The sequence below is a fragment of the Sphingobium sp. TKS genome (genome assembly GCF_001563265.1).
Taxonomy (GTDB): Bacteria; Pseudomonadota; Alphaproteobacteria; order Sphingomonadales; family Sphingomonadaceae; genus Sphingobium.
In genome coordinates, this window is the sequence record NZ_CP005086.1 from 1 (window position 1) to 26,093 (window position 26,093).

The following is a 26,093-nucleotide window of genomic DNA, read 5'->3' on the forward strand; positions in this document are numbered from 1 at the left end:
ATGAAGCTCGATTCGGACACCGTTGAAATCGAGGTTACTTCCGACCTGGAGGGCCTAGGCAGGACGCTTCGGGTCGCTGATGCGATTCGCCGTCGCGACTTAGACTTTGTAAGCAAGCCGGGGGAATTAGTCGAATCGGAGTTCGAAACCGGCTCGCTAAGTGCCGCCGGAAGAAAGGCTTTTGCGCTTATGTTGCGCAAGGCTGGACCAGAAGCCGGCGAGGACAACAAGACGTTCACAATTACGAAGAAGGAGCTGCGGGGCTCTCACAAAGGTAATGAACGAATTCAGCCGGTGATGGACGAACTGCTGCGTGTCATCGTCCGAATTCGAACGACCACGAAGAAGGGAAAACCGGCAATCATGTCGCAGTCCCTCCTCTCCAGTTGTGTAGAGGAAATATCCGAAGATGGCATGAGCGTGGTCGAGTATGAGTTCTCGGAGAGCTTCAAGCGCGTCATCCAACGCTCCGATTACTATGCCAGGGTTAACCTCGGTGTGATGCTTGCATTGCAGTCACGCTATTCGCTCACTCTCTACGATCTCGGTTGTTTGATCATCAATCGCCAGAACCGCGTAGTCAAAATGAACGTTGAGGAATTGCGTCGCAGGCTTGGTGTGCCGGAAGGGAGTTTCAAGAACTTTGCCGAATTTCGACGCGATGTTCTCGCTAAGTCCAAATCTGAAATTGATCAGTTGGCCGACTTTACCGTTGAATGGGAAGAGGTCCGCGGATCCGGTCGGGGACGGCCGGTCGAGGCAGTCAAGCTGACGTTCAGCCCTAAAAATCCTGACGAGCAGGAAGAGACCGCGAAAGAACTGGATCGCCCGAAGATCGGGAGGCGCGCGCGAAGAGACGGGGCGGTTGAGGAGATAACGGCTGTCACTGTGTCAAAGCTGACCGGAAGTAGGCCCTTCCCAACCGGATCATTGCATTTCTGTGGAGATCAGCACCTACTGACGATCGTAGCCGACTTTGGTGGCGGTTGGGACAAAGACTTAATTGCCAGGGCGTTCCGTGACAAAATGGGGGATCGCCTCCTGACCCTTACAGGCTCTGCGCTCTACAAGGCATGGGAAGGCTTCTGCAAAGGCTTCGTTGGTATGCGCGGGAAGGCGTAAACCCGATCACCCTCCCCCGGTTCCTCATATAAACGACGACCGTGGCTAGACTGGGCCCCTCCCCTCACTTTCGGCCAACTCGATAAGCGCCATGATCCCGTCAGGGAGACTCAAATTGCGGTCATCACACCAACGCACGAGGCGATCGCGTTCGGGTGGTGAGAGACGCATGCTAATATGAAGCGACCGAGCGGGTCCTCGCTGAGGCTTTCGCTTCGGAGTGACCGCCATGTCAGCGGCAACCTGAGGAAAATAGTTAGACGGGAGCGATGAGCCGGCGGGATCGCGTTGGACCGGCGCCAGAGGCGGAGGCGTGGGTTTTGGCGTTGCGGCGATGAGGCTCTTAAGCCGGTCTGCGGTTGCATCAGGCTGTTCAAGGCGCTGCCTTGTTGAGCTGATGATATCGCCCATACTGCTTGCCGAAGGCTTCTCGTCAGGCACTGATCGCCTCCTTGTTTTGAATTTCGCTGAGGATATCGGCCAGGACGCTTTGCGCGATACGGCGGGCCTTGTCCGTTTTTGCGAGGTTCGATTCTTGGACTTCCGCAAGTGTCATCCGGTAGTTCGACATTGCTCGGAAGGCATCGAGCGTAAACATCTGTTCGCCAAACGTAGGAAGCGCGCTTCTGATCTGGTTATCAATTTCCCATTCCGCTTTGGAACGGGCAACCTGCCCGGTTTGCGTGATGAGAACGCGATAAGGAACGCCGCGGCACATCTTCTCAAGCATGTCACTCGTTTCGACAGTGCGCTCGAGGTCGAGCCGCGATGACCGCGTAGGGATGACAACGAAGTCGGAATCCATGGCGGCATAGGCAGTCTTGAAGTTTGACGTGCCCTCGGAGTCGACGACAACCAACTGGGCAGTGTCACGAGCTCGGGCTATCGCGGCCCCAATGTCGGCATCACGAAGCTGCGAAGCATCTTCGACCGTGATGCGGGAGTCCCCTCCCCTGCCCCCGGCATTTCGATCTCGGTGCCAGTTTAGAAGGCTATTCTGTCTGTCGGCGTCCAACATAAAAACGGACCCGCCGAGCGCCTCGAATTCGGATGCCAACGCAAGGGCAAGCGTCGTCTTGCCCGCTCCGCCTTTGCTTTGCGCGATGGTGATGACTGGCACAAATTGCTCCCTGTGTATCGGTGGCGCCGCACGGTTGTAGCGTACGATAGTCCGCGCGGCACAATTAGTTAGCGCCTTCCTTAGCGCCAGTTGCCGCGCGGTGCAATCCGATAGCACACCTATCAGCGCGTGCAACATTGCGGTCGCGAGAGAAAGCGCGGCTCCAAGCGCTGTGGATGGCATATGACAATGCGACTGCGGGTGCAGACGCGCTGCTCAACCCACATTCGCATCACACAGCGCTGTCGGTAGCGAGGTAAAACGCGCACCTGAACTCGCTTGCGCAATCATAAGCGCGTCAGAACGCGATGCCGTCCGCAAATGCGCGGCACACAGCGCGGCACACAGCGCACTATAGAATGCGGCACATATGACAAAGTAAGATATTACAGTTACTTAGAACGACGCTGGCCTCGGCATATCCATGCGACCCAGAACAATTCAGCAGCTCAGCACTTGCGAAGTACGACACGAAAAGCACAAAATAACGCATCGGTGCACAGTGAGAGACGCAATCAGGCGGGTACGTCCAGTCACCCAATAAATGTGAGCCGGCGACGGGAGTACGTCGCGTGGTGATATGTTAGAGGGCAGGGGGCCTAGAACATCACTGCCGCTGACATTCCTTGAGACTAAAGTGAATGGGCAGAAAATGGATCCACGGCTCAGTTAACTATTGCGACTCAGCCGTAGGAACCGAGGGAGCCACACCGTCGTCTCATCGCCACAAGGCACCCTAAGTATAAGCGTGGCGGACTGGTTCGAAGGACGGAAGGGGAGGGGAGGGGGCAACAATTGAGATCGAAACGTCAATAAGCCTCTTCGTGCGATCGGCAGCGCAACCGACCGAAAGATCGCTTCGATCAAGCCAGCGGGTCTTGCAGCTTGGTCACTGGTAGCGAATGTCGACCTCCTATGAACTAAAAAAGATAGCCTTCCCAAGCGCCTTGAACATATTTCCGCAGAATTCCCATACTTAACCCATCACCAAGGCGACGTGTGATCCCGAATGCTGCCGAAAGCGCTGTCCACTAAGTTCCCGACTATGGTTCCAGTTCACCGGGTCGCATCGAGGGGAAATGATCAGCCGTCGCAACATCTAGAACCGCTGCTCCGCTCCGCTGTTCAACGCCGGAAAATCCATCCTCCTCCGTCCAAAAATCAGCAGCAAAGGGATCAGCCGCCGGCCGGCGCCGCCGACCCGGGGCAGGTCGACCTGGGACAGGTTGACTGACCGGGATGGCGTAGCTGCGATAGCTCGCCTGCCCAGTGCGCTCGAGCAGCAGTCCTTCGCTGACTGCGATCGACAGCAATTTGATCGCGCCCGCTGAGGTCAGCTTCAGCGCCTGGGCGACCTGCGCGCTGCTGATCGCCGGCCGGGCCATCGCGAACAGGATGACTTCCTTCAAGCGCCCGAGCCGTCGGCGCGAGGCCAAATGGGGGGCAACCCGCCCGGCATAGGCGCGCAGCCGGGTCTCGGTCTCCAGATGCGCATCCGCGCCGACGCGTACCGCGTCGAGCCAGAGCCGGTCGAGATCGCCCCCGCGCGCGATTTTCCAAAGGCCGCCGGCGTGCCGTAGGCCGAGCGCGGTCAACCCGCCGCTCGAGCCCGGCCAGCGTCCGGCGCCCCAGCGATCGCCGATCAGCAGGCTGGCCACGCGATCGCCGCGGCCGAGCGGCGCGTGCTGCCGCCAAAGGTCCGCCATCCGCGCCGCCTGCAGCAATGGCGGGGTGGGGGGCAGGGGTGCCTTTTGCCAGCGCGTGATCGCGGCGAGGCGTTCGGTGGGATCGCGATCGGCCGCCGTCAGCAGCGAGTCGCCCCCCGTGGACCGGGGCTGATCGGCCCCCAGCCAGGCGAGCAGCGCGGCGGGATCGTGGGCGAGGGCGGTGAGCGCGATGGGCTGGCCGATCGCCTGCTTCCAGTGGGTGAGGTCATAGGGGGTCGTCGCCACGCGCCCGCGCGCATCAACTGTGAGTGCGTCCTCGGGAAGGTCCAGCGAGTCCAGGGCGGCGAGCGCCTGGCGCTCGGCCAGCGCGATCCGCGTCTGGAGGGGGCCGCGCACCGGGCTGAGCGTCACCCGGTCGGCGAGGCGGGCGAGGGCGGCCTGGGCTTCGGCATAGGCGAGCAGCAGGTCGGGCGGGGCAGGGGAGACGGCCATTTCAGCCGCTTTATGCCAAAATTCGCCATGTCTGAAAAGCTGCATTTCTGGAGCTTTTGTAAGCGAAAATTCAACAATAATGACCTTTAAGCGAGTGATCTTTGGTTGCCTCCCCCTTATGGATATGTGATAATTGCAGTTATCACAGAAGCGGAATTGACGCCCCTTTATAACGTGCGGTACAAGCGCCGCTGAGGAGCGTGGCGCGTCATGAGCACCGAAACCGCCTTGGAAGGGTTTGAAACCGCTGTAGCGGTGCGTGAGGCGGTTCTACCGATGGTCACGGCGCCGGCCGACCTTGCCTGGACGATCGTGCAGATGCGCGCCGGCGAGCGCATCACCGTCAACGAGGCGCTGATCGCCGCTTATCAGGCCGCCTCGTCGCCGCACAGCATCCGCGCGCTCAAATCGGACATTGAGGCGTTCGACCGCTGGTGCCGGCGTCACAACCGGATCGCGCTGCCGGCAACACCGGAGGTCGTGGCCGATTACCTCGACGCGCGGGCAGGGAAGGGGAGCCGGCCGGCGTCGCTATCCCGCTACAAGGCGTCGATCGCCAAGATCCACCAGCTGCTCGACCTGAAGGATCCGACGCCGGCCCCGCTGGTGAAGCTGCGGCTGCAGGCGGTGCGCCGCGAGAAGGGGGCGGCGCAGAAGCAGGCGCGGCCGCTGCGGTTCAAGGGGCCGGTGCGCGACGTCGAACGCGACAAGGCGCGGGGGCTCAATATCCGCGCGTTGCTCGAGAGCTGCGGAAGCGATCTGCCGGGGCTGCGCGATCGGGCGCTGTTGTCCGCGGCCTATGACACCGGGCTGCGCGCGTCCGAGCTAGTGGCGGTGGCTGTCGAGCATATTGAAGAGGCGATCGATCCCGAGGCGCGGCTGCTGCAGATCCTGCGTAGCAAGGGTGATCAGGACGGGGAGGGGGCCACCGCCTACCTCAGCCCGCGCACCGTTCGGGCGATCGCGGCCTGGACCGAGGCGGCCGAGATAGTGGCCGGGCCGCTGTTCCGGCGGGTACAGGTGCGGCGTTACAAGGCGCGCGCCGCCGTGCGCGGTCGGCCGATCGACAGCATCTCGGGCCGAGAGACCTGGGATTTGCGCAAGACGCTCTCCAAGCCCGCAGTGAGGGCGCGGGTCGAATATGACGTCGGCAACGTCGCGCTGCACCCGGGGTCGATCGGGACGATCTTTCGGTCGATGATCCAGCGGGCGTTCGATCGCGGAGCACTCCCTGATCTCACGGCCGAGGATCTGGCGCGGCTGCTGGAGGGAATCAGCGCCCATTCGACGCGGATCGGGCTTAATCAGGATCTGTTCGCCAGCGGCGAGGATCTTGCCGGCATCATGGACGCGTTACGATGGAAGTCGCCCCGTATGCCGCTCGCCTACAATCGCAACCTCGCGGCGGAGCAGGGAGCGGCAGGGCGCCTCATGGCGAAGATCGAGTAGAGGCCGTGCTCATCGACTATGACTCCCCTGTCTCCTGGCCGCTCGAGGTCACAACCTTTCTCGAGGCAAATCGCGCTGTCTTGGACGATCGGCTCACCGATCCCTCCGTCGTCGAGGCGGCAATACCAATCGCCGATTTCACGGATAATCTGGGATTAGAAATCCATGTCGCGGCCCAGCACTGTGCGTGGCGCGCCAAGCGGCCCTATGTTGGTGTGGCGCATGACCGCTCAAGCCTTTGGCCGCCTCGAGCGTTCGGAGAATCGTAAGCTTCAACGATGCGGACGTCGCCGATCTCACCGGATACCAGGACTATTGCGACCCGCTAACACTTGGCTGAGCTGAGCCGTCAGGATTCAATTCTTCCTGATATATTCGTCAGTGACACTTTACCAGTCTGGACTGGTAAAGTGTCACTGACGAAAAATGTGAGAGCGCGAATCGAGAGGGATTCACATTGTCGCCCGCGCTGCTAGATTCGCTCTATGTTCCACCAGCCAGATCTTTTCGATGCTATCGAGCCATCGCACAGCGAGCATGGCCAAGACTCACTCGACCTGCCGGCCGTTATCGAGCGGATTGCAGGGATATCTCCGCGTCCGCGATACACCTTCATGGTGCTCAACCTTATCGCACAAGCGGCTGGAAGTAATAGCGGCAGCGCGGGGCCATATGTAACCAATGGAGGTCAGCGTACGTTGCTGCGCGACTGGTTGTGTGACTCGCTGGTTCCGATGGCGCAGAGAGACCCGCGCCGGCGCGCAATCGTTGCAGAAGTGCGGTCTTCGTTGGCATCACGCAACATGCTCCCTGCTGATCCAACTGAGGCCGATCGGATCGTCGAACGTGAAGTGAGAACGCGCGTTCGCCGTTCAGGACGAACCAATGTCAGTCGCGCGGTCTCGGATCTCGTCCGGGCAGGCCTCCTTCGGCGCCATTATCAGGGCTACCGGGTTGATCACCACAATCGCGGCGCTCAACGCGAGGCAGTATACACCATTACTGAGGCAGCGGCGCTGGCGCTGCGTGCAATTTGAAAGCGACCGTATGTCGATCGGAAGATTGCGGGAAATTGTTCAAATAGCTGTCCCCCGCCTGTTTGCTCAGATCCACGGAGGGCGCATCGCATGTGAAAGCGAAGCCACGCTGCAGCTCCACTTGGGCAGGATCATCGCGACCGTAGCGGACTTGGCGATCGTCGCCCCGCGAGAGACGTTTGCGATTGAGCTCGAAAAACCCCTGACGGGCGGCCGGACTAAACGCGGACGAATGGACATCTGGTTCAAGCTCACGTCCGACACTGACGTGGAGTGGCGGTGCGCGATAGAGCTAAAATTTTTCAAGCGGGCTAACCAGCGCGAGCCGAACAACCGATACGACGTATTCAAGGATATCGCTCGCCTCGAACAATGCTCGGACACCGGCGACCGGAAAATCCGGACGACCTGGGGGGACGGTGCAGGCCGCCATTACGGGAATGCTGCCCGGGCCGTTTGGCTATGCGGAGCGGTGGGACGATAAAAACGACACCTATCTGGGTCTGGCGATCGAGCGCGCCGCCAACGCCGCCGTTGTGATCGATAGCGATAGTGTCATCATCAAGCCTGACGTGGCCGAAGCGCATCGTCCGGGGCCGGTGCAGCCTGGCCCGCCCCCCGTTGCAGGTGCTCCCGGCAGTCCAGAAGGTGTGCCACCGGCCGCTGGTCCTGCGGATGGAACGCCGGATACCCCGGCACCGGAGCATAAGCCGACCCGGTTTTTCGGGACCGTCATGATATCGGCCGATCGGCCAGCACGAGAAATTCACCAGATCGTTGAGGCGATCGTGGAGCAACTCACGACGATCCCGGGTAGCGAAGTGACGCTCAAGTTAGAGATCGACGCCGAAGTGCCGTCGGGACTCGATCGAGCAAAGGTCCGAACTCTGATCGAGAACGCAAACACGTTGGGGTTCATCGAGAAGGATGTCCGGTAGCGGTCGATTGGCATCTCTCGGAATCCTCATTGTCGCGTTCGCCTTGGCTGCGTCGTCGAGATCGGCAATGTATGATACCTCGTAAGGCATTGATAAAGTAAACATAAGATACACTATCGGGCTTCGGCTTTGTAAGCGCTGGATAGAAGTGATACCCTTGGGCGTCCTTAGCGGAGCTCGGTGGCATGGTCCTCCTGGCAGTTCGGGAGGACGCGCTTATGACGGTGGTGGTGATGAGCCATAGCGAGCTTTCGCGGTTTGACACATTGATGCGCGTGGAGCGCAGCGCGCTTCAACAGCCTGCTTGTCGCGATTGCATTTGGAGGCGTGTTCTTCGTGCTGAATAGGCGTTATCCAGCGCGCAAGTGTTTCATTATGACTCGAGCTTTTTTCGAGGGGCGTCCGAAACCGGTTGTCCTTCAAAGCCGAATCGGCGTCAATATTCTGTCGTGCCTTTGCCGGTGATCGGCTCTGCGCGGCGAAGAACATCTCGAGCCGCTAATCGAGGGCTTGCGTAAGGACCCTTTGAGAGACCCGGAGGGAATGGAAATTCCGGCCGTCCTTCTCGCGTCTATTGTTTCAAGTCCGCGCAAGGCTTTCATCTCTGGATGATACAAAGGCGTGCGACTACGGCGGGCGCTAGTAGCAAGCATATTAACATGTCATAGCGATACAGGTATAGCGACGCGTTGATGCTCTCAGGAGAGGTGCGTGCGCCTTACACGCTACACGGACTATTCGCTCAGGGTGCTGATCCACCTGGCGCTGAACGATGAGCGGCTATGCTCGATCGGCGAGATGTCGCGCACCTACGATGTATCTCATAACCACCTCATGAAGGTCGTCAACGCGCTTGCCCATGACGGTTTTATCAGGACGGTGCGCGGCCGCGGCGGCGGCATGCAGCTTGCTCGTGCGCCCGAAACAATCACTGTGGGCGACGTCGTTCGCCGGACCGAGGAAGGCTTCCAGTTGGCTGATTGCTCTGGCTGCGCACTCTCGCCGGCCTGTGGACTGACCGGTGTCCTCGCTAAAGGCATGCAGGCGATGATGGCCGTGTTCGATTCCTACACGATCGCCGATCTGCTGATCGACAAAGATGCGATGCGCCGGCTGATGAACCGCGAGTCCCCTATCGGCATCGGAACTGTCTGAAGGAAGGGCGCCGTCGAAGCCGCCCGTCAGGCGGCCAATCGGATATCGAGCCGTTCCCATATTTCAGCCAGTGCAGCGGTCAGTGCTTGCATCATCTCGAGGTTATGGGTCGGTCCGGGCGTGAACCGCAGCCGCTCGGTGCCACGGGGAACCGTCGGAAAATTGATTGGCTGCACGTAGATTCCATATTCAGCGAGCAGGATGTCGCTGATCTGCTTTGTCTTGACCGGGTCGCCAACCATAAGAGGCACGATATGGGTCGTCGACGGCATGACAGGCAGCCGCGCATCTGCGAGCAGCTGCTTGAGCATGGCGGCCGCGGCCTGCTGCCCCTCCCGTTCTGCGCTCGATGACTTAAGGTGCCGGACGCTGGCCAGTGCGCCGGCCACCAGCACGGGTGAGAGCGATGTCGTGAAGATGAAGCCCGGCGCATAGCTGCGGATCACATCGATGATGCTGCGATCCGCTGCAATGTAGCCGCCCATGACGCCGATCGCTTTCGCCAGCGTACCTTCGATCACAGTGAGCCGCCGGGCAGCATCATCCCGATCGGAAATCCCACCGCCGCGAGGACCATACATTCCCACGGCATGAACCTCGTCGAGATAGGTGAGCGCGTCGTATTTCTCGGCAAGGTCGCAAATTGCATGGATGGGTGCGACATCGCCATCCATAGAGTAGACGCTCTCGAAGGCGATCAGCTTGGGAAGCGAGGGGGCCGTTTCGGCAAGCAGTTCTTTAAGATGCTCAAGGTCGTTGTGCCGCCAGACCTTCTTTTCGCACCCCGAAGAGTGAATGCCCGCGATCATGCTCGCATGATTGAGCGCATCGGAGAAGATCACACAGCCCGGTAGGACCTTTGCGAGCGTGGAGAGCGTCGCCTCGTTCGATATATAGCCGGACGTGAAAAGCAATGCGCCTTCCTTGCCGTGGAGGTCGGCGAGCTCGGTTTCGAGATCGATATGATAGTGCGTGTTTCCACCGATATTGCGCGTACCGCCAGAACCCGCGCCGACGTCATGGAGCGCCTCTTCCATGGCCGCAATTACCTTGGGATGTTGGCCCATCGAGAGATAGTCATTGGAACACCAGACGGTGATCGGCTTGGGACCATTGTGGCCAGCAAAGCAGCGCGCATCGGGAAAGGAGCCTTTGTTACGCAGGATGTCGATAAAGACGCGGTATCGTCCTTCACCATGGAGCTTGGCCAGTGCCGCATCAAACATCGTCTGATAGCGACTTGGACACTGTCGCTGCGGTGTTTCGGCTATCGGTGCGACAGTGCTTTGTGGTGTCATGGACCAACATCCCCAAAAACCCATCCTGTGCTACACAGAAAACATGCATCTAGAATGCAGCATAGCGATGCTGCTCGCCATACTCAAGGTGGCTGCAGTTGTGCCTCGGCGTTGAGATATGAAGCGCTCGGATAGGGCCTCGCAGCGTGCTCATATAAACGAGCGGGTGAGTCGCGTTTGATCAATTCTCATCGACGATGCGGTCAAGTGCGAGTGCTCCGACTTTCCTGTCTTTCAGATGGACTTCAACAGTCCAGAACAGGTGGCCTTGATAATAGTCGTGGACGGTGATCGAGTCGGAGTAGAGGCAGCGCGCAATCTCGGGCTCGTGGCGATCCCCGGTGCAACGCGCGCCTGCTTTTTCGAGGATGGCGAGGGCCGTCCAGAAAGACGAACCAAGAGGTATTGCCCGCGAAAGTGTCGCTCTCGCATGGTCCAGTTTGTTGTCCCATTGGTAGTCGTCTTCGAGTGCCGAGAAAAGTAATCCTGGATCCTGAGGCCCCTTTGCGTGAAGCGCTGGAGAAATGGAAAAAGCGGCGAGCACAATCAGCGTTCTGAAGATCATACGATTCCTTTAGGGCGGTAATCAGATCGCAAAACCGCAATATATTGTGGGCTGAGTTCAGCAATATTGTACTGAATCGGCCGAATTATCCGGGACGGCCATCGAGACGAGGCGTCCAATATATGCGCGAACCCCATACCACCCATGGCACGAAGGCGATGAGCCATCCGGCCGCGGCGATGGATTGCCAGGCGAGCCAGTCTTGCGCGAGCTCTGCGCCAATCCGGATGATGCAAACGATTTGCACCGCCGCAAAAGCATAGGCGGCAATCGGCGGCAGGATGAGCGGGCGTGCCGAATGCCCTTGGGTGACACGCGTCACCATCGCGATGAGAATGCTGCCGAAGAACCCGACAAACAATGCATGCGCCGGAGCCTTGCCCAGCGTGAGCTGCCCGCTGATCGCAAACACACTGTTCTGAGCCGTGGAGAGCGCGAAAGCGATCGGTAGCCACGCCAGCCCGATGAACAGGACGAGCAGTAGTGGGGGCATGTGCCGGCCCGGCCACCAGCGAACGAATAGAAGCAACGTCAGCAGGAATAGCGGCAGATCCGATATCCAGAGCCAGCGTAACGGCAGGGCCAGTTGAAGTGCGAAGAGTACCCAACCCGCCATGAGAGCCCATGACGGGCGCCAAGGTTCATAGCCCTCGATGGCACTCGCCGCAAAAAACGGGATCATCCTATGCGCCACGGTAAAGAACACCGGAACCAATAGCCCGAACGTCCCGATCCTGACGGCCGCGTCGGCCAATGCCTCGTTCGCCGTTGTCAAATAGGCGATCCAGAACACGAGCCCGATCGCGCCGAGGCACATGGCACCCAGGCATCCTTGCGCATGCCATGTCTTCCCGGCGTCGCGCACGGCCAGCCGCGCGAGAGGAACGAGGCCGATGCACCAGCCGGCCAGCGTCGCAAGTGCGCCGGCAACCATGCCTGCATGCCAGCCGAGCGCCCCGGCGAGTGTCAGCAGTTGGCCGATCAGCAGACCAGCTCCAACGGGCCATGCTTTGCGCCGGTCGAGATCCGGTTCGCCGATCCAGCGCGGAAAGACCGTCAGCAGGAATCCGAAGAAAAAGCTGGGCAGCACCTGGTACTGCATCAGGAATGCATGGACGCGGCCCGCGTAGAAGGCTGGCTGCGGCATCGCGAAACAGCCCCACCGCACCGCGGATAGCCAGGTAGCCCACCATGCCATCGCCAGCAATAGGTTGAGCCCGCCGACGAAGAACATCAGCCGGTGCGGGGCGCGGCCGAGGTTCGATAGGGATAGCGACGATGGCATGGAACCTCCTTGCCCGCGCCTCTGATCAAAGAGGGCGGTCCTCATCGTTCAGGATGCGCTCTGCGGCACCTGCGACATCCTCATATTGTCCACTTTTGAAGGCCCAGAAGAACAGGCCGAGTCCGATACCCCCCAACGTCAGCGAGATCGGAATCAGGTACCACAGGACATTCATTTCGGGCGACCCGCGCCAAACCGTCCCACAGCTCCGGCGCGCAGTCGCAGAGCATTGGCAACGACGAAAATCGAAGACCCTGACATCGCCAGCGCAGCCAGCAGAGGTGTCACGTACCCTGCTATCGCGATCGGCAGCGCGACCAGATTGTACAGAGCCGCGAATGCAAAATTCTGCCGGATCAGACGGTCGGCCGCACGCGCGGTTTCGATGGCGTAAGGGACACTCCCGAGATCGGAATGAAGAAAAACGAAATCTGCCGCCTGGCGCCCGACGTCCGCGGCATTTCCTGGAGCCATGGAGACATGCGCTGCGACGAGGGCTGGCGCATCGTTCAGTCCGTCGCCGACCATCAATACCTTGCGGCCCGCTCGTGCCAGCCCATCCAGATAGGTTGTCTTCTCTGCAGGCAGCAACGCAGCGCGGGCCTGTGAGATGACGAGATCGGCCGCAACCATAGCGACCGCCTCCGGGGTGTCTCCCGACATGATCTCGACATCGTAGCCGCGAGCGCGCAACTCCGCGAGCGCAGTCGCCGTCCCCGGCCGCAGCGTATCGGTAAAAGTAAACGCTTCTGCGAGGACCCCATTGCAGCCGAGCACGGTCCCTGCCACGTCGCCGGGGCCGTTCCTGCCGAGGGCCCACTCGGCTCGGCCAAGTCGCCACACGTCCTCCCCGATCCGGGCTTCAAGGCCAAGCCCTGCATGCTCGACGATGCTGTCGAAGGCTATCGCCATAGGCGAAGCCGCCGCCGCGAGGGCCTTGGCATAGGGGTGATTTGAATTCTTGCCCATTTGCGAGGCAATGGTCAGATAGCTGGACTGAGTGCCGGGGTCTTGGCGCAAACGAGGCTGGCCCAGCGTCAATGTCCCGGTCTTGTCGAAGATGACCGTATCGATCTCGGCAAGCCGCTCCATGGCGGCGCCATCCTTGACCAGTATCCCGCGCTCGAAAAGCGCTCGCGCAGCGACAATCTGGACCATCGGTACGGCGAGCCCGAGCGCGCACGGACATGTGATGATCAGCACCGCGACCGCGATCGTGAGCGAGCGGTGCCAGTCGCCGGTAGCCAGCATCCAGCCGAGGAAGCTCAGCACGGCGGCACTATGCACGATCGGAACGTAAAGCCGCGCCGCACGGTCCGCGATGCGCCGGAATTGGGCACGTCCACCTTCGGCAGCCTCCATGAGCCGGACCATCTCCGCCAGGAAACTCTCCTGCGGCGTGGTCGTGGCGCAGATCGTCAGCGGTCCTGTCAGATTGAGCGTCCCCGCACGAAGTCGGCTACCCGGCAGGATCTGTTCCGGCCGGCTTTCTCCGGTCGCGATCGCAGCATCGATATCCGAACGTCCATCGAGCACAACTGCGTCGACCGGGATGCGATCGCCCGGCCGCACAAGAATGGTCATGCCGGGCCCGATATCTTCGGCGGCGAGATAGGTCAGGCTCCCATCAGCCGTGACCACCGTCGCCCCATAACTCGTCAGTCGACGAAGTCCCTTCACGGCGGCGCGGGCTTTCTCGCGCATCATATAGTCGAAGGTTCGGCCGATCAGCAGAAAGAACAGCAGCGTCACTGCCGCGTCGAAATACGCATAGGGCTGACGATGGATCGTATCGTAGAGACTCATTGCGAACGCCAGGAGAACGCCGATCGAGATCGGCACATCCATATTGGTCTGCCCGTTTCGCAAAGCCTGCCAGGCCGACTGAAAGAACACCTGGCCGGAATAGGCGAGCGTCGGAAGCGCGATCGCGGCCGACAGCCAGTGGAACAGGTCCCGGGTCTCGCCTGCAGCGCCGGACCAGACCGAGACCGAAAGCCCCATGATGTTCATCGAGGCGAAGCCGGCAACCGCGAGAGCCCGGACGAGATGCCCGAAACGTGGATCTTTCGCATCGGTTTGCGGCTCGTGAATATGGGCCTCGTAGCCGAGTCCAGAGAGCGTTTCGCCAAGCGGTGGCGGCCCCTCGTTCTCTTGCCAATCCACCGTAACGCGCCGGGTCGAAAGATTGACGCGGGCCCGCGTCACCCCGGGGAGACGGCTCAGCGCATCCTCGATCTTACGAATGCACCCGCCACAACTGATACCCGGGACCGACAGGTCTGTATGGCGCAATCCGCTATCGATCTGCCGGCTCGCCAGCAAAAGTTCTTCGCCCGATATTCCAGGGAGGGCGGACGCGATTGTCACGCCTTCACCGCACCGCACGGTAGGCATGCCATGTGGCATGACCTAACCACGGGAATACGATAATCAGGCCGGCGAACCCGGTTGCGACCGACAGGATAAAGAGCAGCAGCACCAGGAGACCCCAGACCAGCATGGTCGCAAGGTTGTTCCAGACGAGCGCCCAGCTCGTGCCCATGGCCGTTAGCGCATCGACCCGCTTGTCGAGCATCATGGGAATGGAAAAGGCCGAAATTGCGAAAGAGAATGCGGCAAAGAGCCCGCCGACAAGCGATCCCACGACCAGCATCGCGATCCCGCTGGTAGTCGTGAACAGCATTAGCGTGATATGATCGAGACCCGGAAATGGGCGGATGCCGAAGAACAGCGCGTAGATGATGACCGCCGCGCGCATCCAAAGCAGCATGATCCCGCAGAGCAGCGCGCCGGTGAAGAGAACCTGGCCGCCTGCGCGTGCATGGGGCAGTAGCATGTGACGCAGCGAAACCGGCTCGCCGAGCTCGAGCGCACGGCTCTTGTCGTAGAGCCCGATGGCCAGCGCTGGGGCGAACACCAGGAATCCCGCGATCGCCGGGAACAGTGCGAAATCCCACGCCAGGCCCACCAGTCCCGCGACGATTCCCGCTGAAAGCAGGAAGACGAACAGGCCATAAAGCAGGCTCGGCCCCGGATGGGTGACAAGATCGCGCCATCCATCCCGCAGCCAGACGAAGACGTCTCCTGGCGTCAGGTCGCGGACATAGCGCCGTTCGGTCGGAAGCGGCGGAACGACAGGCGGGATCGTGGTCATCTTCTTCTCCCGATCATCTCAGCAAGACGACTTGGCGGCACCGAACACGCCTGCGGCCTTAACCGTCCCGTCGCTCTTGGCATGGTCAACGCATCTGGGCTGCGACGTGGAAGCGACATAGACCAGATGAGCGTTCGCGAGCAGGACCACGCCTAGCGCCGCGACCGCCAGTGCGAGGTAGAACTTGCGCGAACGCGGAAGCCTCATGGCTTGCGGCCCTGGTCGAGCAGATAAGTGGTCAGGATCTTGCGGTCGACTGGACTGAGGCGATGTTCCCACGCCGGCATCTCGCCCTGCCTACCATTGTAGATTGTCGTGTAGATCGTTTCGATGTCACCGCCGAAGAGCCACGTCCGATCGGTCAGATCGGGTGCGCCGACTTGTGGATTGCCGCGGCCCTGATCCCCATGGCAGGCTACGCAATTCGTGGCGAAGACTTCGCGTCCCTTCGTCACCGATGCCGCCTTGCCTTTTGCCCAGGCAGGATCCGACAAGGTCTTCACATAATCGGCAACCGCCAGTACGGCGTCGTTGTCGAGAATGCCGTCCTTGCCGAATGAAAGCATCTGACTGACGCGGGTCTCCTTGCTTGCAGGACTATTGACCCCCACCGCGATCGTGTGCGCAATCGCGTCCGGCGTGCCGCCCCACAGCCAGTCACGATCCGTGAGATCAGGAAATCCCCCGTTTCCCTTCGCGTTCATGCCATGGCAGGCCGCACAATTGTCGCCGAACAGACGGTGCCCGTCCTCTCGCACAAGTGTCATCAGTGCAGGATCAGCCCTGATCTGATCATAATTCATCGCCGCAACCTGCCTGGTCCAGGCAGAGCGTGCATCGCGGGCCTCAGCGACGCGCGTGGCGACGATATCCTTCTGGTCGCTCCCGAGCAGGCCTCGTGTGTAGGTCTTGCCCAGAGGCCAGGCGGGCATTAGTACCCAGTAACCGAGCGAGAAGAGTGCGGTAACGATCAGGAAGAACCACACCGCCTTTGGCACCGGTGTGTTGAGCTCCTTGATCCCGTTCCACTCATGGCCCGTCGTCATGTGCCCGCTATGGGGATCGCGCTCGCTTACCGCCACGGCTTGTCCTCGTCTTCGATGATGTCGCGTGCGGCCTTGTCGAACCGACCCTTGTTCGCAGGCCAGCATGCGTAGAGCAGAGCCACGCCCGCCATCGCGACCAGGTAGAACAACCCGAACGATTTGGAGAAACCAACCAGCGCTTGATGTCCGATATCCATACGGGGCCTACTTCTTCGGGGTTGCCGGCGTCGGCTGCGCGGCATCGCTCAGCTTGCCCAGGACCTGGAGATAGGCGACCAGCGCATCCATCTCCGAAATCGTGCCGTTGTCGCCATCGAACGAGCGGATCTGGGTTGCACTGCCGTAACGCTTCACAAGAGCCGCCGTATCGTCGTCAGGTGATGCTTGAGCCACCGCGTCCGCCGGCGCGTTCGCGATCATGTCATCGGTATAGGGGACTCCGACGTCCCGGAGCGCACGCAGATCATCGCCCAGATACTTGGTTTGCAACTCGCGCTCACGCAGCCAGCTGTAACGCGGCATGATAGACTGCGGCACGACATCGCGCGGATTGTTGAGGTGCGCGGTATGCCATTGATCCGAATATTTCCCGCCGATCCGCGCGAGATCGGGGCCCGTGCGCTTGGACCCCCAAAGCATCGGATGATCGTATTTGGACTCGACCGCGAGCGAATAGGGACCATAGCGCTCCACCTCGTCCTGGAGCGTGCGCACCATTTGCGAATGACAGGCGTAGCAGCCTTCACGAATATATATATTGCGGCCAGCGAGCTCGAGCGGTGTGTAGACGCGCATCTTGGGATCACTCTCGACCGTCTCGTCGATCGTGAAGAGCGGTGCGATCTCGATCAGCCCGCCAATGCTCGCGACGATCATGATCGCGACGGCCAGCACGACCGATTTGCGTTCGATGCGGTAATGGGTTCCGAACATCGGCGCTTATTCCGCAGGCTGGAGGCTGGCGGGCAGGGGAGTGTCGCCTGACGTCGCTGGCGCGCCGGACGGGCGGCGGATTGTCATCCAGATGTTGTAGCAGCCGACGAGGGCGCCGATCAGGAAAAGCAGCCCACCTATTGCTCTGGCCACGTAATAGGGATGCATGGCCACCATGCTATCGAGGAATGAATATGTAAGCGTGCCACTATCATTATAGGTGCGCCACATCAGGCCCTGGATGATGCCCGAGTTCCACATCGCGAAAACGTAAATGAGCGTTCCAGACAGCGCGAGCCAGAAATGGACCTCGACGAGTGCGGGAGAATACATGCGCTCGCGCTTCCACAGCCAGGGGACGACTGCATAGATCGAGCCGAACGTAATAAGCGCGACCCAGCCCATGGCGCCGGCGTGGACGTGTCCGATCGTCCAGTCGGTGTAGTGCGATAGCGCATTGACCGAGCGGATCGCCATGAACGAACCCTCGAATGTCGAGAGCCCATAGAAGATCGCGGCCATCATCATGAAGCGCAGCGTCGCGTCGTCGCGCACTTTGTCCCAGGCGCCGTTGAGCGTCAAAAGCGCATTCGCGGCCGCGATCCATGACGGCACCAGCAGCATGACCGAAAAGGTCATCCCCAGCGTCTGCACCCATTGCGGCAAGGCGGTGTAGTGGAGATGGTGCGAACCCGCCCACATGTAGAAAAAGGTGATACCCCAAAAACCGATGATCGACATCCGATACGAGTAGATCGGCCGCTCGGCACGCTTGGGCAGATAGTAGTACATCATGCCCAGGAAGCCGGCGGTCAGGAAGAAGGCGACGGCATTGTGGCCGTACCACCACTGGGTCATCGCGTCCTGGACGCCCGAGAACAGCGAATAGCTCTTGGCGCCGCCGAACGAGGCCGGGACCGCGAGATTGTTCACGACATGGAGGATCGCCACGACGAGGATGAACGCCAGATAGTACCAGTTGGCGACATAGATATGCGGTTCCTTCCGCCTCGCGAGCGTGCGTAGATAGAGCACGAGGTAAGTCACCCAGACGATGACCAGCCAGATGTCGGCATACCATTCGGGCTCGGCATATTCCTTCGATTGGGTAATGCCCAAGAAGTAGCCGGAAACGGCCAGCAGGCAGAAAAGGTTGTACCCGATGAGCACGAACCAGGGGCTGAATTGATCGGGCATGCGCGCGCGCGAGGTACGCTGCATCACGTGAAAAGACGTCGCAATCAGAGCATTGCCGCCGAACCCGAATATGACCCCTGTGGTGTGCGCAGGCCGCAAACGTCCGAAACTTGACCAGGCGCTATCAAACGTGAAATCGGGGAATGCCAACAGCCACGCGACCCAATCGCCAATGAACATGCCGAACACGGCCCAGCACATGGCAAGAACAATGCCCGCCTTACTGGGGTCGTCGTAGTAGCTTTGTAGACGGGTCGGGGCAGGTTCAGGGTCATAGAAGCCCTTGAGCACGAAGCAAAGAACGACGAGGCTGAAGCCCATCACGAGAAAACCATGCGTTTCCATGGGATCTGCGCGGCTCGCGCCGGCTGCAGCCATCGCCAGTCCGACGAAAGCCAGGATTACGAGTATCGCCATGCTCCACTGGCGCTCGTTTACAGTCAGCCCTGATACCACGCTCCGAGTCCCTCCCTCCGGCAGGTGGCGTACTCGTAGCATTAAAGAGGTATTGTTCATACCTCTATTGTTGGCGGCAGTTACCATTGCGCTGCGCTCGATCTGCGTCGCATGGCGGAAACACCAATGAGGGTCCGGGCTGGCTGGCGCGCCTGCCATTGGCAGTCCAGGACAGCGCGTAGCGCAAGCGGCCCTTGGCCGCGCCGATGCCCTAGAGAACGTCGCGAGAGCGCAGCCTCCCGATATTGAGATTGGCGGGCGTGCGATCGACCATGGCCTGCGCTCCAGCTCCGCAGGGAACAGGTTGGACAACCCATAGCGCCGCGAGAAGCAGCATAGCGGAGCCTCTCCGAAGACGATCCTTCATTGCTATGCACAACGCGCGAATTGGCTGTACCGAAATTGATCGCGATCTCGGGCCGACTCCATGACCAGATCGACACTATTCGATCGGAATTACCGATCACAAAAGCGCATTTAATCGACTTCGCTGCAGAGTCCGGGTCAGCTATAACGCTTCGGTCGAAAGCAAAACAGAGGATGGATGATGTCTGAAGATACCCCCAACCGCAGTAAGTGTCCGGTCACCCACCTGACCACAGCATTTGGCGCGCCGGTCGTGGATAACCAGAATTCGCTGACCGCGGGCCCCCGCGGGCCGCTGCTAATGCAGGACGTCTGGCTGCTCGAAAAGCTCGCGAATCTAAACCGCGAGATCATTCCCGAACGACGCATGCACGCCAAGGGCTCGGGCGCGTTCGGCACGTTCACTGTGACGGGAGACATCACCCGCTACACCCGCGCCAGGATCTTCAGCGAAGTCGGCAAGAAGACCGACATGTTCGCGCGCTTCACCACGGTGGCGGGCGAACGCGGCGCCGCCGATGCCGAGCGCGACATTCGCGGCTTCGCGCTGAAGTTTTACACCGAAGAAGGCAACTGGGACATGGTCGGCAACAACACGCCGGTCTTCTTCCTGCGCGATTCGCGCAAGTTCCCCGATCTCAACAAGGCGGTGAAGCGCGATCCGCGCACCAACATGCGTTCGGCGACGAACAACTGGGACTTCTGGACGCTGTTGCCCGAAGCGCTGCACCAGGTGACGATCGTGATGTCCGATCGCGGCATTCCCAAGTCCTATCGCCACATGCACGGCTTCGGCTCGCACACTTACAGCTTCTATAACGACGCGGGCGAGCGGTATTGGGTGAAGTTCCACTTCAAGACCCAGCAGGGCATCGAAAACCTGACCGATGACGAAGCGGGCAAGCTGGTCGGCGGCGATCGCGAAAGCCACCAGCGCGACCTTTACGAAGCGATCGAGCGCGGCGATTTTCCCAAGTGGAAGATGTACATCCAGGTCATGCCCGAGCTGGAGGCCGAGACTTATCCCGTCCACCCGTTCGACCTGACCAAGGTGTGGTACAAGTCCGATTACCCGCTGATCGAGGTGGGGGAGTTCGAACTGAACCGCAACCCGGAGAACTTCTTCCAGGATGTCGAGCAGAGCGCGTTCGCGCCGTCGAACCTGGTGCCCGGTATCGGCGTGTCGCCCGACAAGATGCTGCAATCGCGCCTGTTCGCCTATTCGGACGCGCAGCGTTACCGGCTGGGAGTGAACCACCACCAGATTCCGGTGAACGCGCCGCGTTGCCCGGTCTATTCGAACCACCGCGACGGGCAGGGCCGGATGGACGGCAATTATGGCGGGCTGCCGCATTATCAGCCGAACAGCTTTGGCCAGTGGGTCGATCAGCCCGAATTTCGCGAACCGCCGCTGAAGATCGACGGCAACGCCGACTTCTGGAATTTCCGCGAGGATGACGATGATTATTTCACCCAGCCGCGCAAGCTCTTCCAGCTGATGAGCCCGGCGCAGCAGCAGGTCTTGTTCGATAACACGGCCAGCGCGATGGGTGATGCGCCGGATTTCATCAAGCAGCGCCATATAGACAACTGCACGCGCTGCGACCCGGCTTATGGCGCGGGCGTGGCCAAGGCTCTGGACATGATGGCGAAGCCCCCGGCGGAACTTTCGTCCAAGCCCGAGCTCGCCGACTGACGGTGAGGGGCGCAGGCTCCCCCGCCCGGTGCGGGGGAGCCGATCGTGATGCGATAGCGCCGCGAAGGGCTTCCTCGACGATATCAAGCAGTCGACGGAGGATAAGAGCGTGCTATTTCGGATGGAAGGCGCCGCAGCATGATCGTCACCAGCGGGAGGCGGCGAAGGCGCCAGCGAGGCCGAGTACCCCGCCTGCCTTGCAACGCCGCCTCTCGGTACGGCTACGACCTAATCCGGATCGGCAATTTCGAAATTACCAGGGTTGGCCGGGCACCACTTTAGGTTCTCTACGGCCAGCCAGTAACACCGCAAAGCCGGCGACCCCGGCGAACAGAGAACCGAGCAAAACGCCGATCTTTGCCTCTGTCTGAAGCAATGCGTCACCCGGATAGGCGAGGGGCGTGATAAAGAAGCTCATCGTGAAACCGATGCCGCAGAGCAGGGCGATTCCCAACAGCTGACTCGGCCGTGCGTGCGACGGCATCTTTGCAAGTTTGAGCCGGATCGCCAACAGCGCAAAGCCGAACACACCAACCGTCTTGCCTCCTAACAAACCTAAGCCAACGCCGAGGGTCACCGGCGCTGCAAACGCTGCAGCAGGAAGCCCTAGGATTGGCACTCCAGCGTTGGCGAACCCGAAGATCGGCAGGATCAGGAAGCTGACCGGCCGATGCAACAGGTGCTCTAGCCGGTGGAGCGGGCTATGGATTTCGTCTTCAAGGGTGCCCGGGCTGGTCCGCAACGGGATAATCAGCGCCAGGACGATGCCCGCGATTGTCGCATGAATGCCCGAGCGCAGCACGAAGAACCACAGCACCAGACCGAGGAGAAGATAAGGTGTCAGCCGCACCACACGGAAGCGGTTCATCGCGTAGAGTGCGCAAGTGATGGTCGCGGCACCCAGCAGATAGGAGAGGTTTAGTTCGGCGGTGTAGAACACAGCGATGATCATCACGGCGGCGAGATCGTCGAGGATTGCCAGCGCGGAGAGGAATATCCGGAGTGATGCCGGCACCCTTTTACTGAGCAGCGACAGCACGCCGAGTGCGAAGGCGATGTCGGTCGCTGCCGGGATCGCCCACCCGCGAGCGGTCGCCCCGCTATTGAATCCGAGGAAGATCAGAGCGGGCACCGTCATGCCGCCAGCGGCTGCGATGCCGGGTAGGATGCGCCGCGACCAGGTCGAAAGCTGCCCGTCTAGCATCTCGCGCTTTATCTCGAGCCCGACCAGCAGGAAGAAAATCGCCATAAGGCCGTCATTGACCCAATGCTTGACCGATAGCGGGCCGAGATGACTACGCAGGATTTGCTCGTAGCCACTGTGTAACGACGAGTTGGCGACGAGCAGCGTGAGCAGGGCAGTCGCCAGCAGGATGAGACCGGCGGAGGATTGATGGGTTAGGAATTGGCGCAACGCGCTAGGGCTGACGAAATTCTTGAGGGCCAAGGTTTACTCCGGGTGCAATTGCTCATCGTTGGCGGCCCGACCAGCGTATTAACCTGCCATGCACTCTCAACGAGCGCGGCACCCGCTACTCCTATCGCATTGCGAACGCCGCTCGACAACCGTGATCGGCGCTATGCAATGGCCTAATGTCCGCGAACTGTCGGGTTTTTGGAACCCAAACGGCGGTCCCCGAAAATCGCGTGTCGCCAACGCAACCCTATTCGACCGGCATGCCGGCAATCGGCAACCCGCGCTCATGCGCGACAAAGCTGCCGGGCTCTAATCGCTGCGGGTCGTGTTCAACGCTCTTCGGCTACTCGTTTATCGCGAACGGTCGGCGCATTTCCAAACAGGCTCTACGATATCTGAAAGAGCGCGTCTCAGACCGACAAAGGTGCAAAGGGCGCCGTCACAGATTTGGAGCATTGTGCTTTCCAGTAGGGTGCCTTCCGTAAGGCAATGACATTGGGCGATGGACTGATCCTCATGCACGACATACTTTGAGAAAAATTCCTGTCTTCCAATTTTCTCAACGTTCAACAGGTGACAATCGGATTTGCGGATCATGCCCGGGCCGCCGTCGAAGGCTGGCATAGCCCCAGCCGACCGCCACGATCAGGGGCAGGACGCCGGCGAACATGAAGATAAGATCGCCCGGCATGCGCAGCCATTCCAGCAGACGCGGCAGCGGTGCGCCCGTAAAGTTCAGTTCACGCGCATACCAATAACCATTCTCGATCACGGCATGCAATTGAAGCAGGCCGCCCGGCAATAGGCTGAGCAGGATCATCAGCGCGAGGCCGATATTCAATCCCCAGAAGGCAATGGCGATCAATCTTGAGATTTTGGACCAAACCTCTTCCTCGATCGCTTCGCGCAGGACGAACACCATGAGGGCGATGCCGAGCATGCCAAACACGCCCATCAGTGCGGCATGGCCATGGTTGGGCGTCAGGATCGTCCCCACTTCATAGTAACTCACGATCGGCGTGTTGATGAGAAAGCCGAACACGCCGGCGCCAAGAAAATTCCAGAAACCGACCGCCATGATGAACATGAAGGTCCAGCGATGGCGTTCAACGACGGAATCCTGTCCTTTCGTCGTGCGGACGAATGACCAGGCATCGAGCGTGATCATCGTCAAGGGCACCACTTCAAGCGCCGAGAAGACGGCCGAGAGCGCCATGTTGGCTTCGGTCTGGCCGGTCCAGTACCAATGGTGGCCAGTGCCGATCAGGCCGCCACCGAAATAGAGAATGGCGTCGAGATAAATGGTCCGCAGCGCCGTCAGACGATGCACGAGCCCCATCTTGTAAAACAGGATCGCGACGATGACGGTGACGAAGAATTCAAAAAAGCCCTCAACCCACAGATGAATGATCCAGAAGCGCCAGGCATCGACGATCGTGAAATTGGTTTCGGACCCGAAGAACAGCGCCGGCAGGTAGAACATCGGAATGGCGAAGCCGGCCAGCAGGAAGAAGCGGGCGAGCGACTTGTGCTCGGGGTCGCGCAGCGCGGGCGCCACCGCCCGCCACAAGAGAACGAACCAGATGCACAGCCCGACGATCAGCAGCAATTGCCAGAACCGGCCGAGTTCGAGATACTCCCAACCCTGGTTGCCGAACCAGAACCACGAAAGCGGCAGCCATTGCAGGATTCCCGCCCATTCGCCCAGCATGCTGCCCACGATGACGATCGCGAAGGCGACGAACAGCACGTGAATGGCGAGACGCTGCCGCGGCGGCGTCTTTCCACCGAGCAGTTCCGCGACGAACAGCGCACCCGCAACGAAGCTGGTGGCGATCCAGAACAGCGCCGATTGCAGGTGCCAGGTCCGCATCAGGTTGCTGGGAAACCAGGAGGCGAGGTCAAAACCGTAGAAATCCCCTGGATCCGCCCGGTAATGCGCGATCGCCGCGCCGAAGAAGACTTGGCCGAGCAGAAGAAGGGCGGCCACGCCCATATATTTGACCGTGGCGCGCTGTGCGTCGCTGATGACCCAGTTTTGCATGGACGCAGGTGTTCCGTGCCAGCCCAGATAGTCGAACCGGCCGAAGGCAAGCAGCGCCAGCGCCGTGCCGCCGAGCAAGGCGATAAAGCTGAGCGCGCTCCAGATCAGCGCCGCGCCGGTCGGGCGATTGCCCGCAAGCGGATCATAGGGGAAATTGTTGGTATAGGAGTGACCGGTTCCTGGCCGCTCGGCGACTGAGCCCCAGGCCGCCCAGCCGAAGAAAGCGGTCAACTGGCGAAGCTCGCTCTTGTCGGTGATGAGGCTGGGAGCCAGACCGCCGTTGCGTTCCGGATGCTCGAAATAGCTGGCCCAGCGGCTCTGCTGCTGATCGAAGGCGGTGACGCCGGCAGGGAGCAGGGTGAGGGTGGCCGTTGCTGGATCGTAACGGTTGACGCGCAGTTGCAGCGCCACCTCACCATCGATGGCGGCACGATCGGCCAGGGTTAGTGCTACATAGGCTTTGCCGAAGCGGGTCTCGGCGCGTTCCTCCGCGACGGCGAGTGCCCAGGCATGAAGATAGGATGCGCTGAAATCCGGTCCAAGATAGCCACCATGCCCCCAGATGGAGCCATTGTTCATCAGGCCGTATTTGAGGAATACCTGCTGGCCGGCGCGGATATCAGCTCCAGTGAAAACGACTTGTCCGCGTGAGTCCACGACATGTTCGGGGACAGGCGGGGCGTTCGTATAGGTCTTCACCATCAGCAGGCCGAGCACGCCAAAGCCCAGTACCATGGTGAGAATCACGGCCCGGCGCCACCAATGCGACAGATTTTCGACAGGCTCCGTTCTTGTCATCGCTGGCATGCCCTCCGTCCCGTGTGCTCAGTTGGCTCGGTTCACTGTGCGAACAGGATCGTCAGCAACAAGGATGCGTCCTCAATGCCTCTCAGCCGGTGGCTTGCGCCGCCATCCAGGTAAATCCAGTCGCCGGCGGAAAGCTCGCATTCGGTGTCAGCGATACCAAGCGTGATCCGGCCTTCCAGACAATGGAGCGTGATGTCCCCGGTGACTTCGTGCGCTGGTATTTCCCTGCCGGAAGGGATGACGAGACGGATCGCCTCGAAGCTCTTTGTCTTGACGATTGCGGTCGTTTGCTGGCTCGGAAAATCTTTGCCGAATGGCCGCAAGTCCACGATCTCACCTGCCTGGGCGTGGCGCTGTGCCATAGGCCGCATCCTTTCACCGTCTTTTCAGAAATTTGGCTCATCGAGAATATTGAATCAACCAAAACATTGGTTGGGTCAGCCATAACGATTATTGTTCAATACTAGGCGCCGCGGCCAATCTCGACCGTTTGTCGTGTCTCAAAGGCAGGTTCGGCCGTGTATCGCGGTCGATTAATCGACACTCCTATTTTGTATGATGTTGGCAGATTATTTGCCGCTCGGTTCACCTCGTGCGCCATGATCCGATTTTGTGCGCTGCTACGGACGCATTGCTTCTGACAGCGCCAGGGATTGACGCCTGTTCGTCGTGCCGCTGTTCGTGGAGACCTATTTCGGCGATCAGTTATTGTGTTGCGCGACAGCGTTTCTATGGCTTCGGACTGACCTGTGGCTCAGGTCTCAGAATCCGCGCGGGTAGCGGCGATGGTGGACTCGGCGCCCATGCGCGTCCGACCCGCAGTGAAACGTTTTTCGGTCGCGGTAG

Annotated in this window: 21 protein-coding genes and 1 pseudogene; 6 read left to right on the plus strand and 16 right to left on the minus strand. The window is 60.4% G+C overall.

Annotated elements, in window-relative coordinates:
* Positions 1 to 1,122 carry a replication initiation protein gene (locus K426_RS27540; RefSeq protein WP_066564348.1) on the plus strand — a complete coding sequence of 374 codons (1,122 nt, stop codon included), beginning with the start codon at positions 1 to 3 and terminating at the stop codon, positions 1,120 to 1,122.
* 433 nt (positions 1,123 to 1,555) lie between these two features.
* Here K426_RS27540 and K426_RS27545 read toward each other — a convergent pair whose 3' ends face one another.
* Together K426_RS27545 and K426_RS27550 are read right to left on the minus strand one after the other, a co-directional pair.
* The gene (locus K426_RS27545) at positions 1,556 to 2,242 is read right to left on the minus strand and encodes a ParA family protein (protein ID WP_066564752.1); all 687 of its coding nucleotides are present in this window, start codon (positions 2,240 to 2,242) and stop codon (positions 1,556 to 1,558) included.
* 1,043 nt (positions 2,243 to 3,285) lie between these two features.
* Positions 3,286 to 4,401 (minus strand): hypothetical protein, encoded by a 1,116-nt coding sequence (locus tag K426_RS27550; RefSeq protein WP_145907817.1) that lies wholly within the window; start codon positions 4,399 to 4,401, stop codon positions 3,286 to 3,288.
* Between the two features lie 210 nt (positions 4,402 to 4,611).
* Between K426_RS27550 and K426_RS27555 the strand changes: the two genes are divergently transcribed.
* From K426_RS27555 to K426_RS27575, 4 genes and pseudogenes are all read left to right on the plus strand, one after another.
* The gene (locus K426_RS27555; protein WP_066564349.1) at positions 4,612 to 5,850 is read left to right on the plus strand and encodes a site-specific integrase; all 1,239 of its coding nucleotides are present in this window, start codon (positions 4,612 to 4,614) and stop codon (positions 5,848 to 5,850) included.
* A gap of 485 nt (positions 5,851 to 6,335) precedes the next feature.
* Entirely contained in the window at positions 6,336 to 6,887 is a 552-nt protein-coding gene (locus K426_RS30815; RefSeq protein ID WP_082749231.1) for a hypothetical protein, read from the plus strand.
* Between the two features lie 419 nt (positions 6,888 to 7,306).
* Positions 7,307 to 7,825 (plus strand): annotated as a pseudogene (locus tag K426_RS27570) (DUF499 domain-containing protein); the annotation flags it as partial.
* 711 nt (positions 7,826 to 8,536) lie between these two features.
* Positions 8,537 to 8,980 (plus strand): Rrf2 family transcriptional regulator, encoded by a 444-nt coding sequence (locus K426_RS27575; protein ID WP_066564362.1) that lies wholly within the window; start codon positions 8,537 to 8,539, stop codon positions 8,978 to 8,980.
* 26 nt (positions 8,981 to 9,006) lie between these two features.
* Here the strand turns inward: K426_RS27575 and hemA are convergent, their stop codons facing one another.
* The 11 genes from hemA to ccoN form a co-directional block, all read right to left on the minus strand.
* Positions 9,007 to 10,206, minus strand: a complete 1,200-nt coding sequence (hemA, locus tag K426_RS27580) for a 5-aminolevulinate synthase (protein WP_066564365.1) — start codon at positions 10,204 to 10,206, stop codon at positions 9,007 to 9,009.
* Positions 10,207 to 10,459: 253 nt separating this feature from the next.
* Positions 10,460 to 10,843 (minus strand): hypothetical protein, encoded by a 384-nt coding sequence (locus K426_RS27585; protein ID WP_066564370.1) that lies wholly within the window; start codon positions 10,841 to 10,843, stop codon positions 10,460 to 10,462.
* Between the two features lie 85 nt (positions 10,844 to 10,928).
* Positions 10,929 to 12,128: an NnrS family protein gene (locus K426_RS27590; RefSeq protein ID WP_066564371.1), complete on the minus strand. Its 1,200-nt coding sequence runs from the start codon at positions 12,126 to 12,128 to the stop codon at positions 10,929 to 10,931.
* A gap of 25 nt (positions 12,129 to 12,153) precedes the next feature.
* Positions 12,154 to 12,303, minus strand: coding sequence for a cbb3-type cytochrome oxidase assembly protein CcoS (ccoS, locus tag K426_RS27595; protein WP_066564372.1), 150 nt, complete (start codon positions 12,301 to 12,303; stop codon positions 12,154 to 12,156).
* On the minus strand, positions 12,300 to 14,498 hold the full coding sequence (locus K426_RS27600; RefSeq protein ID WP_066564753.1) for a heavy metal translocating P-type ATPase: 2,199 nt from the start codon (positions 14,496 to 14,498) through the stop codon (positions 12,300 to 12,302). Before K426_RS27600 ends, ccoS begins: the two co-directional genes overlap by 4 nt.
* A 4-nt stretch (positions 14,499 to 14,502) precedes the next feature.
* Positions 14,503 to 15,285, minus strand: a complete 783-nt coding sequence (locus tag K426_RS27605; RefSeq protein WP_066564374.1) for a DUF2189 domain-containing protein — start codon at positions 15,283 to 15,285, stop codon at positions 14,503 to 14,505.
* A gap of 18 nt (positions 15,286 to 15,303) precedes the next feature.
* Positions 15,304 to 15,492 (minus strand): hypothetical protein, encoded by a 189-nt coding sequence (locus K426_RS27610; protein WP_066564376.1) that lies wholly within the window; start codon positions 15,490 to 15,492, stop codon positions 15,304 to 15,306.
* Positions 15,489 to 16,367, minus strand: coding sequence for a cytochrome-c oxidase, cbb3-type subunit III (ccoP, locus tag K426_RS27615; protein WP_066564379.1), 879 nt, complete (start codon positions 16,365 to 16,367; stop codon positions 15,489 to 15,491). The genes K426_RS27610 and ccoP overlap by 4 nt, the downstream gene beginning before the upstream one ends.
* A complete protein-coding gene (locus tag K426_RS27620; RefSeq protein ID WP_066564381.1) occupies positions 16,358 to 16,528 on the minus strand; it encodes a cbb3-type cytochrome c oxidase subunit 3 in 171 nt (56 codons plus the stop codon). Before K426_RS27620 ends, ccoP begins: the two co-directional genes overlap by 10 nt.
* A 7-nt stretch (positions 16,529 to 16,535) precedes the next feature.
* Positions 16,536 to 17,264, minus strand: a complete 729-nt coding sequence (gene ccoO, locus K426_RS27625; protein WP_066564383.1) for a cytochrome-c oxidase, cbb3-type subunit II — start codon at positions 17,262 to 17,264, stop codon at positions 16,536 to 16,538.
* Positions 17,265 to 17,270: 6 nt separating this feature from the next.
* Positions 17,271 to 18,878 (minus strand): cytochrome-c oxidase, cbb3-type subunit I, encoded by a 1,608-nt coding sequence (gene ccoN, locus K426_RS27630; protein ID WP_082749232.1) that lies wholly within the window; start codon positions 18,876 to 18,878, stop codon positions 17,271 to 17,273.
* A 586-nt stretch (positions 18,879 to 19,464) separates the two neighbouring features.
* Between ccoN and K426_RS27635 the strand changes: the two genes are divergently transcribed.
* Complete coding sequence (locus K426_RS27635; protein WP_066564758.1) at positions 19,465 to 20,979, plus strand: catalase; 1,515 nt, start codon at positions 19,465 to 19,467, stop codon at positions 20,977 to 20,979.
* Between the two features lie 253 nt (positions 20,980 to 21,232).
* On the opposite strand, the gene nhaA is transcribed toward K426_RS27635, so the two are convergent.
* The 3 genes from nhaA to K426_RS27650 all read right to left on the minus strand — a co-directional run bounded on the left by nhaA (position 21,233) and on the right by K426_RS27650 (position 25,609).
* Positions 21,233 to 22,426, minus strand: a complete 1,194-nt coding sequence (gene nhaA, locus K426_RS27640) for a Na+/H+ antiporter NhaA (RefSeq protein WP_066564393.1) — start codon at positions 22,424 to 22,426, stop codon at positions 21,233 to 21,235.
* A 529-nt stretch (positions 22,427 to 22,955) separates the two neighbouring features.
* Positions 22,956 to 25,238 (minus strand): nitric-oxide reductase large subunit, encoded by a 2,283-nt coding sequence (locus K426_RS27645; RefSeq protein WP_066564396.1) that lies wholly within the window; start codon positions 25,236 to 25,238, stop codon positions 22,956 to 22,958.
* Positions 25,239 to 25,279: 41 nt separating this feature from the next.
* Positions 25,280 to 25,609: a cupin domain-containing protein gene (locus tag K426_RS27650; protein WP_066564400.1), complete on the minus strand. Its 330-nt coding sequence runs from the start codon at positions 25,607 to 25,609 to the stop codon at positions 25,280 to 25,282.
* Between the last annotated feature and the right edge of the window lie 484 nt (positions 25,610 to 26,093).